This window comes from Sphaerochaeta associata, from assembly GCF_022869165.1.
GTDB lineage: Bacteria > Spirochaetota > Spirochaetia > Sphaerochaetales > Sphaerochaetaceae > Sphaerochaeta > Sphaerochaeta associata.
The window spans coordinates 868,376-885,546 of record NZ_CP094929.1 but is presented as its reverse complement, the minus strand read 5'-3'; the positions used below and the strand labels follow the sequence as shown (position 1 = coordinate 885,546).

Sequence of the window (17,171 nt, the reverse complement as noted above, 5' to 3'; positions counted from 1 at the left end):
AGAAGGAAAGGTTGTTTCAGGAAAGAGATGTAAATACGTATTCGGTTCTCCAATTCGCAAGTCTGTGCGGTAGCGAACAAACAAAACCCTCCCCGGCGGCTATACTGGAAATAGCATGAAAGCCGTCAATGAGGGAGCGATGAAAAGTAACGTAACAAAAAAATTGCTCAATGGTATTCTCCCCTTATTCAAGACTCGAACTCTTCGTTTCTTCCGGCAAAGCTATGAGACAGAAGAACCCTTGCATTCTGAATTATTCAACCCTGAGCAGATGCAAACCTATGGAAAAACGCTTGCACAATCACATGTACTCAGCAACGCCGGCCATTGCCGGAATGGATTTCTCAAGCGGATGGATATCAACCAGGCAGTATTGGAAGATGTCAGGAACTTACTGACTGAGACGATAAATGCAAACAGAAGGATAGTTCCTGCAGGTGATTGGCTGCTCGATAACTTTTATTTGATTGAAAACATCATCCTAACCACCAGACGCGACCTGCCGTTGAACTACAGCAGGGAGCTTCCCCGACTGCAGAATGGCACAGTCAAAGGACAACCCCGTGTGTATGCCATCGCCATTGAGATTATTTCCCATGGCGATGGATACGTTGACACAGAAACCCTTCCGGGATTCATCAATGCGTATCAAACGGTTTCAAATTTGACGCTCGGTGAATTATGGGCGGTTCCGATCATGCTTCGTTTGGCCCTCATTGAAAATCTTCGGAGAATCGCCATCAGGATATCCAAAGAGATTGTTGCCAAAAAACAGGCGGCTATTTGGGCAGAGAGAATAATTGCACACATTGAATCGGACCCGAATAGTCTGTTTATCCTGGTTGCGGACATGGCTCGTTCAAAACCTTTGCTCAACAGTTCCTTCGTTGCGGAATTTTCGCAAAAACTCTACGGAAAAGGTACCTTATTCGACTTGCCCCTGACTTGGATCGAACAGAAACTCGCTGAGTCGGGAATGACTATAGAATCCCTTGTCCAATCGGAAATCCAGCAACAGACAGCCGACCAAGTCAATATCAGCAATACCATAGGGAGTCTTCGTTCCCTCGATGCAAATGATTGGAAGGATTTTGTTGAATCTACAAGCCACGTAGAGAGAGCATTGCGAACAGATCCTTCTGAACAGTATGCACAGATGGATTTCCAAACACGTGACAAGTATCGACATGCAGTAGAAAGACTCGCCAAGCATAGCGGTCTGGATGAACAGCATGTGGCACTTCTAGCCATTGCTCTGGCTCAGGAACATACGAAAGGAAACGAGGATGACCAGCGATTGTCCCATGTAGGGTATTACCTGCTGGATAAGGGCCTAGTCTCAACAAAACAAGCCATTCACAAAGAATCGAAGGCGTACCGGTTCACTTTCGTCGTGGGAATGCATGCGAAATTATTGATGTATAGTGGATCGATCGGCAGTATTTCAGTCATCGCTGCATGGTTGTTGATGTCCATAGGCTGGCACGAAGGGCTGTCAGGTTGGAAATTGCTCTGTGCCGGCCTTTTGGCTTGTATCGGTGCAGGGACATTTTCCACTGCACTCGTGAATTGGATGGTGACTTTGATTATTCCCAGCAGGACTCTGCCACGGATGGATTACTCGAAAGGTATACCTCCTTCATCACGCACACTGGTTGTGGTTCCCTCGATGCTCTCGAGCGACCATGCAATCGAATCTCTCACCGAAGCCTTGGAAGTACGGTTCTTGGCAAACCGTGACAGCAATGCACTGTATGCACTGTTGACCGATTTCTTGGATGCCAAAGAAGAAACCCTGCCGCTGGATAAGAAACTTGCATCCCATGTACAACAGAACATCAAAGCGTTGAACGAATTGTATGGAACTGCTGATGGCGAACCATTCTTCCTGTTCCACCGAGGGAGGAAATGGAATACCTCAGAGAAGATGTGGATTGGGTATGAACGAAAACGAGGCAAATTGGCAGACTTGCATGCGCTTATTCGTTCAAATCAGAAAAGCCCTTTCGATCTCATCGTTGGGGACTTGGCGCAACTCAAATCGGTGAAATATATCATTACCCTGGACACAGACACCACCTTGCCGCGGGACTCGGTCAAGGAGCTTGCGGCGACCATGGCCCACCCTCTCAACCGCCCGCAATACGATCTGAAGCGGAAACGAATCATTGACGGTCATGCGATTTTGCAGCCACGGATCAATGCAAATCTTTCAGCGATTGCGCAATCACGGTATTCCCGACTCATCGGAAGCAACCCCGGCCTAGATCTGTACACCCGTGCCGTCTCTGATGTGTATCAGGACCTCTTCGATGAAGGTTCCTTTATCGGCAAGGGAATCTATGATGTAAAAGCCTTCGATTTTGCCTTGAAGGAGAGATTTCCAGAGAATCGCATCCTCAGTCACGATCTGCAGGAAGGATGTTACGCCCGGTCGGGCTTGGTCAGCGACATCCAGCTGTTCGAAAACATCCCTACGACCTATCGCGCGGATATGGACCGCCGCCAGCGATGGATCCGAGGCGATTGGCAGCTGTTGGCCTGGCTTTTCCCCCATGTACCGACAAGCAGGAAACTCACGGAAAAAAATAGTTTGTCCTGGCTTTCAAAATGGAAAATTCTCGATAATCTCAGAAGAAGCATCACCTCAATCATCCTAACCGTCCTTCTTATCGTCGGATGGACGACCCTAGCCAACCCGCTGCTCTGGACACTTTCAGTTCTAGGGTTCCTGTTTCTCCCTCCTCTAGTAATTTCGGCGGTGTCAGTATTCCAAAAACCCTATGACATGCCTCTTGCGTCCCATATCACCTCTACGATGCATGCATTTTCCAGACATCTGCTCTCGGCTATTTTTGATTTGGCTTGTATGCCGTATGATGCCTATGTCAGCGTACGTGCAATCCTAAGAACCGTCTGGAGGATGGGTTTCTCACACCGGCATCTTCTGCAGTGGAATCCTTCAGAAACCAATACCCATGGAGGATATCAGACACTGGGCTCTTCCGTTCTTCTCATGTGGATTGCTCCTGTCGTTTCTTTCGTGCTTTTCTTCTATCTTACAGTGCTTGCACCGACTGCACTGCTTGCTGCTGCCCCCGTACTTCTTTTCTGGTCGTGTTCTGCAGGGATTGTCTGGGAATTCAGCAAACCAATCGTGAACAAGAAGGAAACGCTATCAGAGAATCAGAATGCCTATCTTCATAGACTATCAAGAAAAACCTGGGCATTTTTTGAAACCTTTGTAAAAGAGGAAGACAATTGGCTCCCTCCTGATAATTTCCAAGAAATACCTACTCCGAAAATTGCTCATCGGACCTCACCGACAAATATTGGACTCGCGCTTCTATCCAATCTGGGAGCCAGGGATCTCGGGTACATTTCCGATGGTCTGCTGCTTGAGCGCACCAGCCTCACTCTTCAGACACTGCAAATGCTTGAAACGTACAAGAAGCATTTTTACAACTGGTATGACACCATAACATTGCAGCCTCTTGCCCCTCGATATATCTCAACCGTTGATAGCGGCAACCTCGCCTCGCATCTTCTCACGTTGCGCGCCGGCATAGCATCGCTTGCCGACGAGCAATTCTCTGAGACAAAAATTTGGAAAGGTCTGCAAGATACTGCGATGGTTCTCCAAGAAATCCTTGGAGAATCATCCCATCCAGTATTGTTCACGTTCCAAAAGCACCTTGATTCGGTGCTGCATACTCCCGCACAAACGATGTCCGGCGTATGGACGGAGCTTGAACAACTAAGCAAAACAGCCGAAGAAATCCATGTGGCACTTGAAGACGAAAAAGACCCCATGCTGAAATGGTGGGTAGGAATGCTCATCAAGCAATGCCACGATGCTCTGGATGAGTGTGAGTTCCTTTTCCCCTGGGTAAGCCACGCATCCCTCTTCGAGAATGAGGGTGAGTTTCAGAAACTCTGTGTGTTTTCAAGCTTGCGGGAAGCCTATGTTCTTGAAGGCACCGTTCTAGAGGCGCTCAACGGAAGAATCCCTCGATTCATCGAACTGATCGCTCTGGGCCGGACCCATGCCGAAGAGCGATTTTCATTGATCAACGCGCTTGCACTGCAGATTGAGAATCTGGCATCCATGGATTTCACCTTTCTGTATAATAAACGACGGAATCTGTTTACGATCGGCTATACAGTCGATAGCCATCGCAAGGACTCCGGATACTATGATCTCCTTGCATCGGAAGCAAGACTCACGAGTTTTATTGCAATTGCACAGCAGCAGATACCAAAGGAAAACTGGTTCTCCCTTGGCCGATTGATCACCAAATCAGGTAGTGAAACCATGCTCTACTCATGGAGCGGCTCAATGTTTGAGTATTTGATGCCTCTGTTGGTGATGCCTTCCTTCAAGGGAACAATTCTCGACCAGACGTGCAAGGCTGCAGTACGGAAACAGATTGAGTATGGACACTTGCAGGGCATTCCCTGGGGTATCTCAGAGTCGGGTTACAACGCGTATGACGTCTTGCTCAACTATCAATACCGGGCATTTGGTGTTCCAGGATTGGGTTTGAAACGAACAGTACTCAATGATTTGGTGGTGGCACCCTATGCTACAGCCCTCTCTCTGATGATTGCACCTTACAAAGCGTGTCTAAATCTGCTTGTATTATCCAAAAGCGGATTTGAGGGTGCCTACGGAATGTATGAAGCCATCGATTACACGAAATCACGCCTACCGGCCGGACAAAAGTATGCCGTCGTGCAGTCTTTCATGGCTCATCATCAAGGAATGAGTTTTCTCTCGTTTGTGGCTCACTTGCTGGACGGTCCTATGCAAAAAAGATTCGAATCGATTCCCATGATACAAGCGACAAGTTTGCTGCTTGAGGAGAAGAGTCCTAGACCGACGTTCATATATTCACAAGAGATGAATGTGCCTGAAAAGCGGGTGCTGCTGAAAGAATCGAAGACTATCTCACGTACTTTCAACACATATCAGACACGAATTCCGGAAGTGCATTTGCTGTCCAGTGATACCTATCATGCAATGGTTACTACGGCAGGAGGAAGCTATAGCAGGTGGAACAAGCTGGCACTTACACGCTGGCATGAAGACACCACCCGGGACAATTGGGGCACGTTCGTGTATATCCGTAATGAAGCCACCCAGGAGTATTGGTCGAATACCTTCCAGCCTACGCTGAAGAACCCAGAAAAATATGAAGTGATATTCTCCGAGGGGCGTGCGGAATTTCGTCGGCGGGACCACGAATTCGATACATATACGGAAATTGCAGTTTCCCCTGAAGATTCCATAGAGTTGCGTAGGCTCACCATAACCAATCGATCCTTCGCAAAACAAACCATCGAGGTAACCAGCTACGCAGAAGTTGTTCTTGCCGACGCCCAAACCGACGCTGCGCACCCAAGTTTCAGCAACCTATTTGTTCAAACTGAAATAGTTGAAAAATTGCAGGCCATACTTTGCTCCCGCCGTCCACGATCGCCACAGGAGAGCACACCCTCTCTGTTTCACCTCATGAAGGTACATGATGCGAAGGTTCTGGCAACTTCGTATGAAACGGATCGCATGCGCTTTATCGGACGGGGAAACTCGGTGGTATCTCCCAAGGCAATGCAAACCCTTGGGCCCCTTTCGGGAACACAGGGCTCGGTATTGGACCCGATTGTGGCCATCCGTCAGACAATAGTATTGGAACCAGAGTCCTTTGTGACGATTGATATTGTCACAGGTATAAGCGATTCCAAGGAAGCAACGCTGCAGCTTGCAGAGAAGTATCAAGGAAAATGGTTTTCCCATCGAGTATTCGAACTATCCCAAGCACACAGCCAGGTAGCTCTCAAGCAGATCAACAGCAACCCCAAAGCAGCACTTTTCTATGATCAGATGGCCGGTTCCATTCTCTATGCCAATTCCCGACTCCGTTCCGATGCTGCATCACTTATTGCAAACAAGCGCGGTCAATCAGGGTTATGGGGGTACTCTTTATCGGGTGATGTACCCATTGTGTTGTTTACGATTAAAAACCTTGCAAATATCAGTATGGTTCAGCAACTGGTGCAGGCGCATTCCTATTGGCATCAAAAAGGTCTTGAAGTGGATTTGATGATCCTGCATGAGGAAACTGAAGGATACCGACAGGAACTCCAAGAGCAAATTCTTGCAATGGTCACCGCGGTTGGAGGAAAAACCATAATCGACCGGCCGGGAGGAATTTTCATACGAGGTTCCGACCAATTTTCGCTGGAAGACCGGCAATTGGTGAATGCAGTCTCGCGAATCGTACTGGATGACGGCAGCGGCTCTCTGGAAAATCAGATTATGGAACAAAGCACCAAGAAATTGCTGATACCCAGGTTGAGACCGATACGCGGAGTAAAGAACCCTACCCAGGCTTCCCCCTCGTTCTCAGATTTGGAATTGCAATTTTCCAACGGAATCGGGGGGTTTTCGGATGGGGGAAAAGAGTATTCCATCGTTACGGGTAAAGATACGAAAACGCCCTCTCCCTGGTCCAATGTACTTGCAAATCCAGATTTCGGCACGGTCATCACTGAGTCAGGGACATCATATACCTGGATGGGAAATGCTCACGAATTTCGTTTGACTCCCTGGTATAACGATCCAGTAAGTGATACCAGCGGGGAAGCGTACTATATCCGTGACGAGGAGAGTGGTGAATATTGGTCACCCACCCCTTCCCCCCGTACAGGCAATGGACGTTACGTCTGCCGTCATGGCTTCGGGTATAGTACTTTCGAATATTCACAGTCTGGAATTCATTCACATCTCACGGTATTCGTTGCTCAAAAAGCATCCGTGAAATTTGCAATGCTCACCCTACGCAACGATTCTCAGCGAACCCGTAGATTATCAGCAACAAACTACGTGGAATTGGTACTCGGCAGCCTCAGGGAGAAATCTGCAATGCACGTGGTGACTGAATTACAAAAGGATTCCGGGGCAATCTTTGCACAAAACTGGTATACCCCCGATTTCGCCGGTACCACGGTGTTTCTTCATGCCACAGGAAACAATCACACGACAACAGGTGACCGAATTGAATTTATCGGGCGCAATGGAACGCTTGCCAATCCTGACGCTCTGACAAAAAAGAAACTTTCCGAGTCCCTTGGGCCTGGATACGACCCCTGTGCTGTGATTCAAGTGCCTTTGCAGCTTGAGAAAGGGGAGGAAATTGCTGTGGTGTTCACCTTAGGGGCGGGAAGAGACAGTGAGGACGCAAAATCACTGGTCAACCGCTACAACTCCTTATACTCAGCACGTTTGGCACTTGATGAAGTTCGTGATTTTTGGGACCGGACAGTATCGGTCATCCAGATTGAGACTCAGGACAGCGCCCTCGATACTTTGGCAAATGGATGGTTGGTGTATCAGATGATTTCCAGCAGGTTGTGGGGTCGAAGCGGGTTCTACCAATCAGGTGGAGCGTATGGTTTCCGCGATCAACTCCAGGATATCATGGCACTCATCTATGCCGACCCTACGCTTGCACGCGCCCACATCTTGCTTAGCGCTTCCCGCCAATTCGCCGAAGGCGATGTGCAGCATTGGTGGCATCCACCCAAGGGAAGGGGTGTGCGAACACATTGTTCCGATGACTACCTGTGGCTCCCCCTCGCAACAATCCGGTATCTATCGATCACCGGCGATAAAACAATTCTCGATGAGATGGTCCCCTTCATTGAAGGGCCGAAGCTCAAGGCAGGCGAAGAGTCTTCCTACGATATGCCGCGAACAAGCAAGGAAACTGCGAGTCTCTACGACCATTGCACCCGGGCGATCAGCTTTGGTTTCCATCGAGGGGTACACGGCTTGCCTCTCATGGGGTCCGGAGATTGGAATGATGGGATGAATCTGGTTGGGAAGGAAGGTAAGGGTGAAAGTGTATGGCTGGGGTTTTTCCAATACTCCTTATTGATGCAATTCAGTGATGTTGCATCACACCGAAAGAACGATAAGTTCGCTGCTCTTTGCCGGAAGAAAGCATATGAATTGAAGGTGCATCTCCATGATAGCGCATGGGATGGTGCTTGGTACAATCGAGCTTGGTTTGATGATGGTAGACTGCTTGGCTCCTCGAAGAATGCTGAATGTAAAATCGATTCACTTTCACAGAGTTGGGCTGTCCTTTCTGGAGCAGGAGAACAAGCGCGCGCGCACCAAGCAATGAATTCCGTATATGAATTCCTGGTAAAACAGGAGCAGGGTGTCATACAGCTTCTTGATCCGCCTTTCGATACTTCCGATCTGGAACCCGGATATATCAAAGGGTATGTCCCCGGTGTTCGTGAAAATGGAGGACAGTACACCCATGGAGCAATTTGGGTTGCAATGGCCTTCGCCCAATTGCGTGATGCAAAGCGAGCATGGGAGCTATGCTCCATGATCAACCCGATAGAACATTCGAAAACTGCTGCTTTGATGGATGTGTACAAATCAGATCCCTATGTGATGGCTGCAGATGTGTATTCGTGTGCGCCGCATGCCGGTCGTGGTGGGTGGTCATGGTATACCGGTTCTGCCAGCTGGATGTATCGACTCATATTGGAATCTCTTCTAGGGTTCACCCTCACCAGCAATACATTGCAGATGAACCCCCTGCTCCCCCCCGATTGGAAGGAGTTTGTACTGCACTATCGATTTCAAAAGACGATGTATCACATCAAGGTTGTGCAGATGGCTGCAGGGGCAAGCAGAGAAGTTCGTGTTGATGGGGTGCTGCAGGAGGATGAACATATCATCCTTGTTGATGACCAACAAGAGCACTCGATCGAATGGAAGATTCCCAGCGAAGCTGGTACGTCAACATAAAGTGTCGAGGATATGTTTAGCCTGATTGGAATATGAAACTTTCATAATTACCGATATTTACCGTGTGCTTTGCTTCGAGACGTGCTAGGATTTCCATACGTATGGAGAGAATTTCCCTGGGAGGTTCCTGTGAAGAAAATTGCAATTATCCTACTCGTAGCTTTAGCAGCCGTCTCTGGTCCCCTGTTCGCTGCTGACCAAATACTTCGTGCGGGGATGTGGGCGGAAGTGAGTGATCTGCTTGATATACGTACTCCAAGTGAGTTTGTGTATGTAGGTAAGCCCTATGCTGAGTATCTATTTGGCAGGCAATCGACTGACAACCTGACGGGGGGAACGTATCTCAGCACCTATGTACCATATGAGTTTGGAAGCGAGCTCAGTGCAGTAAGACCGTATGGTGCAAGCTGGCTTGATTTCCGCTTCAATGAAAAGCAAAACCAACTCATGCAGACCGGCCTTTACCTGTCCAGCAGCCAGGACGATTCGTATGGCTCGTTCCTAACAGCCGATGCGTATTTCACTTGGTATCCCTACAACAAAGCCAAGGAAGTCACTGTTCACCAACACTTTAGGGATCTAGTCAAAGGACTTCGCCTTGGGGTGGATATCGGTGGCGGGGTTTTCGTGAGCCAGTTGTTCGAAGATGCTGCTATTGCCACAGACCTGAATGTTGGAATATCAGGAATTCTTGAATCTGGAGCACAGCTGAGTGACCATCTTTGGGTGCAGGGGTATGTGCTATTGGGTTTCCCCACCATCAGCATGCCGTCTACGTTTGACACTTTTGAAGTATCGGCAAGCAACCAATTCATGGGATCACTTGCATATATCAGCGAGAAACTAAAATTGGTTACCGAATTCTCAGCGAGTATTACCGCCGATAAACTTTGGACTCAGAATGGATTTTCCGATGGCTCAGGCTTGAATTATTCCTACATGGCTCGTGGAGAGGCCGGATACTATTTCACCGAAGATTTGTTTGCATATGTTGGAGCTGAGTTATACGGTAGCAAGGCTTCATTGCTTGGAAGTTCCAATGCGTATATTGGAGTACATTACTTCTTGCTGTAATATTAGGCATGAATATGGAGCGGAGGACGTACTTGTCCTCCGTTTTTCTTTTTATAACCAGTACTCAACCTCCAAGCACAGCGAAGAAACCTTTTGCTATCAAGGGTTGTTTGCACCGTGTAAGACACTACATATTGAAAAAGGTATTTGATGGGCATCATTGACGATATTCAAACTCTGTCCAAAGAATACGGTTTGAATCACTCCCTGCGGTTGGTTGGCGATCATTGAGACAATCAGTGAGGGACGAATCTATGATCACGAAATTGTGCATATTGCTGTGTTGATGCATGATTGGGGTGCTGCATGGAAAATGGAAGGAGTCGATCATGCAGTGAGGTCGGCACAAGTCGCCAAAGCCTATCTGCAGGACACAATTAAGGATCACGCACGCATCGAGCACATCGCCGAATGCATTGTCAACCATCACAACGGAAGCAAAGAGAAAAGCATATGACTCCACCACAGCAAGAATGGAAAAAATCAAACAGCACATCTGCTTGGATGGCACAAAGCTGATAATTGAAGAACGGAGCTCCTTCATGCGTGCATTTCTCAGCCGGCTTGCCGAAGAAACGAAGGACATACTGTGACGCAGCTCACGGCATCAGAGGTCAGGAGCTTTGCCTCGAGGTGGTAAACCAGGGGTGCATCACTTTCCGTATCGTTTTAAAAAGCCTCCTGTTCACCAACTCATAGACAATGAAAATAAACAGATACGATGGAAGTACAATCCCCAGGAATTGAAGATAAGGATGCCAGTCGGACTTCAAGACAAACCACGTCATGCCCGTCACAGGCAGAAAATGCCAGAGGTAATAAGAAAAAGATGCCTTGCTCAGGTACCGAACAGCCTTGGTCTCTGTATTCAGGTATGTATGGAAAAAACCGGTAAGTGCAACAATCATGGAACACTCATAGATGCCTTTCATTGAAGACCAAAGCCATGTATGCCAATACGGTTGGACCCGCTCTGTTGCATCGAGGTAATACAACGTCAGTATCACGAGAAGACAGGGGATGGCAATATACAAGGCAGGAAGTCGCCACCCAAAGATTTTTCTCTGAAGTCGCTCATCGGAGGAGAACACATACCCTAGGATGAAAAAGGACAAATAGAGCACATCGTTTGCCCAATCGCCCCAGAGAATGAACCTGCCGGTGTTGAATAATGGGCGCAACAGGGCATCCATAGTGGCGATGAACGTCAGGGGAATGAGAAAATGGACTCCTTTGGTCATGAAGGCTGAGATCTTCAGCAATTGTCCTGGATGTGTCTTCCAATACATGAACAACGGAAGGCAGAGCATTGAGAATACGAAGAGATAGAAGAGAAACCAGAGATGGCCCCAACCATATACCCATATGCCGGAAGGGAAATACGTCTTCATAAAAGAGCCAAAGTTCCCGGTAAAACCTTCTTGCAGATACTTGAAATACACTTGGAATGGGATAAGAAGCGCCGTGACGAATCCAACGGGAATCATTAATCGAACATCCCTCTCTTGTACAAACTCGCTCGCTGTTCTCTTTTTCAATGCGAAGAACGCTGCGTAGCCTGCCAAGAAAAACAAAGCTGCCATGAAAAAGTTGTCCAATGGAGCTGTCAAGAGTAGGAATGGGATTACAGTAGGGCTGTCAATCTCACGGTATATATAGGTACTTCCCAAGGCACTGAAGGTCAAAGACGTATGGTATACGATCAGAGTGAGAATAATTGAGACTCTCATCCAGTCTGCCCAGTACTGACGTGTTTTCTCCATACCATATAATGACATAATCTAAAACCTTTGAGAATATCCCAAGTACAACCATAGAGACTCTCATTATCAGCCAGCCTGGTCACTGCGTCGGTGGCAATTCTTTCCTTGGTGGGAAAGCAGCTCCAGCTGGGGCTTTCACCTTGCATGCCTTTTCCAACGTATGCATAATCAAGGACTATGGCAGAGACAGAACCCAAGCGCGGCAGACCAAGGAAGACCCCAGCGGGAATACCATCCCAACAAGAGAAACAATCAAGCGGATCGTTCTTTTTCCATCTGGTGAAGGAACAAGAGAGTTGGGCATTGCAACTCAAAGATTCCAAGGCAAATGCCTGTGAACCCGATTACCACCGCTACACCGGAGTCATTCGCAATGCTCTGAGGGAGTTCTCCCTCATGCATCAGAAAGAGCAGAAGTATCTTCGTTGGGATGCCCTGTATCAAGATGAAGTCGGTATCACCGTGCACGACCCCGGCCCCAGGCTCATGGAGCTCGCCGTCCGCTCCCGTCTATTGCTTGATGAGACCAACCACATCCTGCAGGCAGAGAATGAGGAAGCACGTGTACAACTGTTGCTCACCTCCCCCAAGGAGAATTGGATAATTGCAAGCCCCAGAATTCTTCTTTCCGAACAGAGCCCCCTGCAGACGGCAATCCATCCAATCTCATGCGAGCACGTCGTGCTTGGCAATCAAGTCTATCATTGTGAGGATCTGGGTCCCTATTGGCATGAGTGGAGCTTACTGAATGCCGATATGAAATCCTCCGATCTCCAAGCCTATCTCTCCCTGGTTCTCTCCAAATTTCCCACCATCACCCTCGCCTATGAGGGGTATACAATCCAGAACAGCCACCCCATCGAGGCAAGTGCAAGCTTGTTCTTCAAGGAGATAGATGCCTACGGATACCTGCACATTCTTCCGATCATCCACCTCGAATCGTATCCACCTGGTTTTTTTGAAGAACAGGATATCATCAAGGTCGTCCACATCGATGAGACCGAAAGGCGCTTGACACTTTCAGAGGTGGTGTATCCCCGCGATCCTGCAGAAGAGTTTCGGGCCATACTCGCAACCATGGGAAAGGAAACAAAGAGTGCGGTATTCGAGGAAGAACGGCATTTCATCCTGGAAGGCGATTTTGCCCAGAAGTTCCTATCACTGCACATGGGAGAGCTCATCTCCAAATTCTCACTCTTCCAAGCCTCCATATTGAGCAAGTACAAAGTCAAATTCTCCAAACCAACACTGAAACTCTCCCTCGGAAGCGGCATCGACTATTTTGAAGGCGATGCCAGCATCTCGGTGGAACAGGAAACCTTCTCCTTCACCCGTTTTCTGTCCGAGTATCGAAAAAGCGGCTTCATAACCCTCAGTGACGGATCTCGCGTATATCCGGACATGCGAAAGCTCAAACGCTTTGAACGACTGGTTCACCAGCAGTCCAAGCAGAAGGAGACCGTGCGTGTCTCGTTCTTCGACATTCCCGCTTTGGAAAAGGAAGCAGAACTATCCATTCACGGAGAAGGAGCTGACCGTGTTCGGACATTCTACCAAGGATACAATGCATTGGGTGAAAAACCCGAAGCGTATGAATTGGCGGAAGGAACCCTTAGGCCCTATCAACACTACGGCGTCCAATGGATGGAGTATCTACAGAAGCATCACATGGGGGCCTGCTTGGCCGACGAAATGGGCCTTGGGAAAACGGTGCAGGTAATTGCATTGCTCAGAAAGCTCTATCACAAGGCCTCCCATGCTCCTACTCTCATCCTGGTACCGCGTTCGCTGATTTACAACTGGCAGAACGAACTTAATCGATTTGCACCTGAACTTGCCTGTACGCTCTATTACGGACCGACAAGGCAGGTATCCCAACTTGAGGACCCTAAGACGCAAATCATCCTTTCCAGCTATGCCACCATCAGAAATGACAGCGAGGACCTTGCCAAGAAGCATTTCTTTTACATCATTCTCGATGAATCGCAGACCATCAAGAACCTGGAGACCAAGACAACCAGCGCAGTGCTCTCTCTGAAAGCAGAACACCGCCTGGCCCTCAGTGGAACCCCCATTGAGAATGGCTTGTCCGAGTTGTACAGCCTCTTTCACTTTCTCAACCCTCTGTTTTTCTCCAGTCAACAGGAATTCCTGCAGACGTATATGAAACCCATCCAGGAAAATCAAGATCCCGATGCCCTCAAGGATTTGAAGACAAGACTCTACCCATTCATGCTCAGACGAGTAAAGAAGGACGTCCTCAAGGATCTGCCTGAAAAGACCGAACAAACTGCGTACATCGAACTGGACAGTCAGCATATGGCCGTGTACAACAAGCGAAGAGAGGAGTTGAAAGAGAGGGTCAAGGATGCCATCTCACAGGGAGGCATCGCCAAGAACACCTTCATGATCCTTCAGGCGCTCACCGAGCTGCGTCGCTTGGCATCGGTGCCTGAAGCCGATGGAGCGTATCCTGGAATTTCGGCCAAACGGGCCTACTGCAAGGATGTTATCGCCTCATTGGTGGAAGAGGGTCATAAATGCCTGATTTTCACCAACTTCCTGGCGACCATTGAACTGATCAGCGAAGACCTCACCTCGATCGGGATTGAGCATCTGGTCATGACAGGAGCCACCGTCGACCGACAATCGTTGGTCCAGCGCTTCCAAAACGACCCGTCGATCGGAGTCTTTGTGATGACCTTGAAAACAGGAGGCCTTGGGCTGAACCTCACTGCCGCTGACTACGTCTTCATCGTCGATCCCTGGTGGAACAGGGCGGCGGAGAACCAAGCCATAGACCGGACGCATAGAATCGGTCAGGTGAATCCGGTGTTCTGCTACCGCATGATAGCCAAGGACACCATCGAAGAGAAAATCTTGGAATTGCAACAGAGAAAAGCGGATCTTGCATCCTCATTGCTTGCCTCCGATTCTAATGCAGTCAAGGCGTTGTCCGAAGAGGACATCGAACAGTTGTTGGGGTAAGTAATGGCAGCAAAAAAACAAAGTGTTCACTACGGATTGGAATTGGACCTGACACCCAAAGTCAAACTTTCGGCAACAGCCAAAACCATTTCAATTGCATTGAATCGATTCACACAAGAGGAGCTATCCACCTTCCAAAGGTGTCTCATAGGGAAGGCCCAGAAGATAAGTTACAAGTCGGAACAATGCGACCATTTTGCCCAATCACTTGACTTTGCCACGCAAGAAGCATTTGATGCATTCTTTACCAGCCTGCCTATCTACCTGCAGAAGCTGATCAAGGCAGGGTGCCTGAACCCATTCATCGATATCCGAAGCCAGGATTGGTCGGTGGATGAGAATCTTATCATTGAAGACACCAACCGCTACCACTATTACTATCTGGACCGTTACACACTCAATCCAACATTGCGCCTTGGGCTGTTTACTATCCGCAGCAAGAATGTCCTGCAGCTTGAGGAGTTTTTCGTAAACCATTTTAGACCATTTTTATACAAGGAAGAGGACTACACTCCCCAACCTTCACCGAGCGCAGGAGGTGAGGTATACAGTGTCCAAGCCCAGATACACGAAGTATTTCCCTTGTTCATTGAGTCGATGATCCCACTTCTTAAGGAGCGGGATACAAAAACCATCATCAGAAAAGGGTTGTTAAAAGTACAGATCAAGGACCTGCGGTCATTGTGCGGGCTCCCTCCCTTCCCTCTTTCATCGGCGTATAATCTCGACCCCTTGGTGTTGCTTGCCAAGTTTGTTCTTGCCTTTGAAACAGGCAAACTGAAAAGACCCGAAGATTCCATGGCGACGATTAAAGCCTTGGTACAACGAATGTTCTTTAAAGCCCCGTCCATGTCTGGCTTCATATTCAGTGATTACTTCGAGTATTGCTCCCTGGTTGACCAATGCAGCCTTAACTGGAACTACGCCCATTCAGTTGCCATCGACTTTGCTTCACGAAAAGGGATGGTGAACATGCTTACATGCTTGAAGCCGGATGATGGCTGGTATAGTGTTGAAGAGCTCTTCCAATTATTCACCGTTCGTGGCTTTCGCATGCGTTTTTTCAACGAGGACGTCCTGGACACTGCACTATCCATCCGCGGACAGAAAATTCAGTTTCCATTCGCTGAGTATGGGTCTTACGACGACAAGGGTTTCCGTCCAACGACGGTATTGCAAAGACCTTTGTTCGAACGGCCGCTGTTCAACGCCTATCTCTATCTCCTTGCATCCCTGGGCATCCTCGAAATTACGGAAACACAGCCGCCACTCCTGCTCACCAAGAATGAGAAACTCCACCCGCTCACCCCCTATGAAGCCTTGGACAGTGTCAGGTTGACTGAGTTTGGAGCATGGTGCATGAATATGGTCGAGCAGCGTCCCCAGCCCAAAAAGCAGGTATTCGAGACCATCACCGACAAGGAACTATTGCTGGTCACCTTCAAGGGAAAGTCCTTGGAGCGCAGGTTGTTCCTTGAACAGATCGGTATCCCCTTGGGTGTTGAACGGTTCAGGATTACCGAGGCTTCTTTCATCAGAGGTTGCTCTTCCTCCTCCGATATCGTCAGCCGCATAGATAAATTCAAACTGATCATCGACCCGGATCCTTCTGATCGATGGAAGCAGTTCTTTGCATCACTTGAGAAACGTTCCACGTTGTTCTGCCATGGGGAGCAGGTCTTGCTCTACACCTTTCCCGACGATCCTGAGATACGGAGAATGTTCGCCACCGATCCGGCGTTCAAGAAGCTGTTGATCAGGGCTGAAGACAACAAAGTGGTGGTGAGAAAAGGAAACCAGAAAGCGTTCCAAAAGCTCCTGATGGAACATGGGTATTTGAATACGCTGTAGTGGTCTGTACATCATATTTCTTTCATTATCTTCGGACCGAACTCCGCTAGCATGAAGCCGATCACCTTGCGAGAATGGCTTGCAGGACTTTAGCCCAATCGGGACATTGGTCGCTGAGAAAGACACGCAGCAGCTCCCGAGACGAACTGTCATCCGGATGACGCTTGCACCAATCGCCGAGGATATCCGTCGCAAACGATTCAGGATAGTCTTCGGTATAGTCGCTGAAGTCGGTGGTTGCTTCCTTTTGAAACCGGTAAAGGCCCATCAATACGCCCTGAATGTATGCCAACTCTGAAGCAAATTCACCGGTGGTATGAAACGTATTGATTTGAAACAGAAAGGGGGAAAAGGCTTCACTGACCATTTCATCTGCAACCTCATACTCATCACGATACCCTCCACCCCACTGCCTGCCAGACGCTTCCCAGCAATCATGAGCTTCCAGGGAGTTGAGTGCGGAATACACCTCTTGTGCAACATCCTCGGTGCAAATATCGTTGAACACACGAGAAGAGAGCTCAGAAATCTCACTCTCAAGCTCAGGATGCCTCTGCTTCAACATGCTCAGAACCTGCAACGCCTGCACGCCGCTGAGGGGGTAGGATTTCGCACTTCCCTCACTCTTGGTACGCTTTGTAGTGTTTCCCATCGCTGTAATT

The 17,171-nt window shown here is 48.6% G+C and carries 7 protein-coding genes; 5 read left to right on the top strand and 2 right to left on the bottom strand.

All coding sequences use genetic code 11. The features are described from left to right. Positions 1 to 139: 139 nt before the first annotated feature. The 3 genes from MUG09_RS04055 (at position 140) to MUG09_RS04045 (ending at position 10,364) form a co-directional block, all read left to right on the top strand. A complete protein-coding gene (locus MUG09_RS04055) occupies positions 140 to 8,833 on the top strand; it encodes a GH36-type glycosyl hydrolase domain-containing protein (protein ID WP_244773817.1) in 8,694 nt (2,897 codons plus the stop codon). Between the two features lie 129 nt (positions 8,834 to 8,962). Further along, a complete protein-coding gene (locus tag MUG09_RS04050; protein ID WP_244773816.1) occupies positions 8,963 to 9,907 on the top strand; it encodes a hypothetical protein in 945 nt (314 codons plus the stop codon). A gap of 268 nt (positions 9,908 to 10,175) precedes the next feature. Continuing rightward, positions 10,176 to 10,364 carry an HD domain-containing protein gene (locus tag MUG09_RS04045; RefSeq protein ID WP_244773815.1) on the top strand — a complete coding sequence of 63 codons (189 nt, stop codon included), beginning with the start codon at positions 10,176 to 10,178 and terminating at the stop codon, positions 10,362 to 10,364. A 157-nt stretch (positions 10,365 to 10,521) separates the two neighbouring features. Here MUG09_RS04045 and MUG09_RS04040 read toward each other — a convergent pair whose 3' ends face one another. Continuing rightward, on the bottom strand, positions 10,522 to 11,670 hold the full coding sequence (locus tag MUG09_RS04040; RefSeq protein WP_280529382.1) for an acyltransferase family protein: 1,149 nt from the start codon (positions 11,668 to 11,670) through the stop codon (positions 10,522 to 10,524). Between the two features lie 177 nt (positions 11,671 to 11,847). Here MUG09_RS04040 and MUG09_RS04035 point away from each other — a divergent pair, with 177 nt between their 5' ends. Both MUG09_RS04035 and MUG09_RS04030 read left to right on the top strand, forming a co-directional pair. Further along, positions 11,848 to 14,658 carry a DEAD/DEAH box helicase gene (locus MUG09_RS04035; protein ID WP_244773814.1) on the top strand — a complete coding sequence of 937 codons (2,811 nt, stop codon included), beginning with the start codon at positions 11,848 to 11,850 and terminating at the stop codon, positions 14,656 to 14,658. A gap of 3 nt (positions 14,659 to 14,661) precedes the next feature. Continuing rightward, on the top strand, positions 14,662 to 16,509 hold the full coding sequence (locus MUG09_RS04030) for a hypothetical protein (protein WP_244773813.1): 1,848 nt from the start codon (positions 14,662 to 14,664) through the stop codon (positions 16,507 to 16,509). A gap of 61 nt (positions 16,510 to 16,570) precedes the next feature. Here the strand turns inward: MUG09_RS04030 and MUG09_RS04025 are convergent, their stop codons facing one another. Further along, positions 16,571 to 17,161, bottom strand: coding sequence for a hypothetical protein (locus MUG09_RS04025; protein WP_244773812.1), 591 nt, complete (start codon positions 17,159 to 17,161; stop codon positions 16,571 to 16,573). Between the last annotated feature and the right edge of the window lie 10 nt (positions 17,162 to 17,171).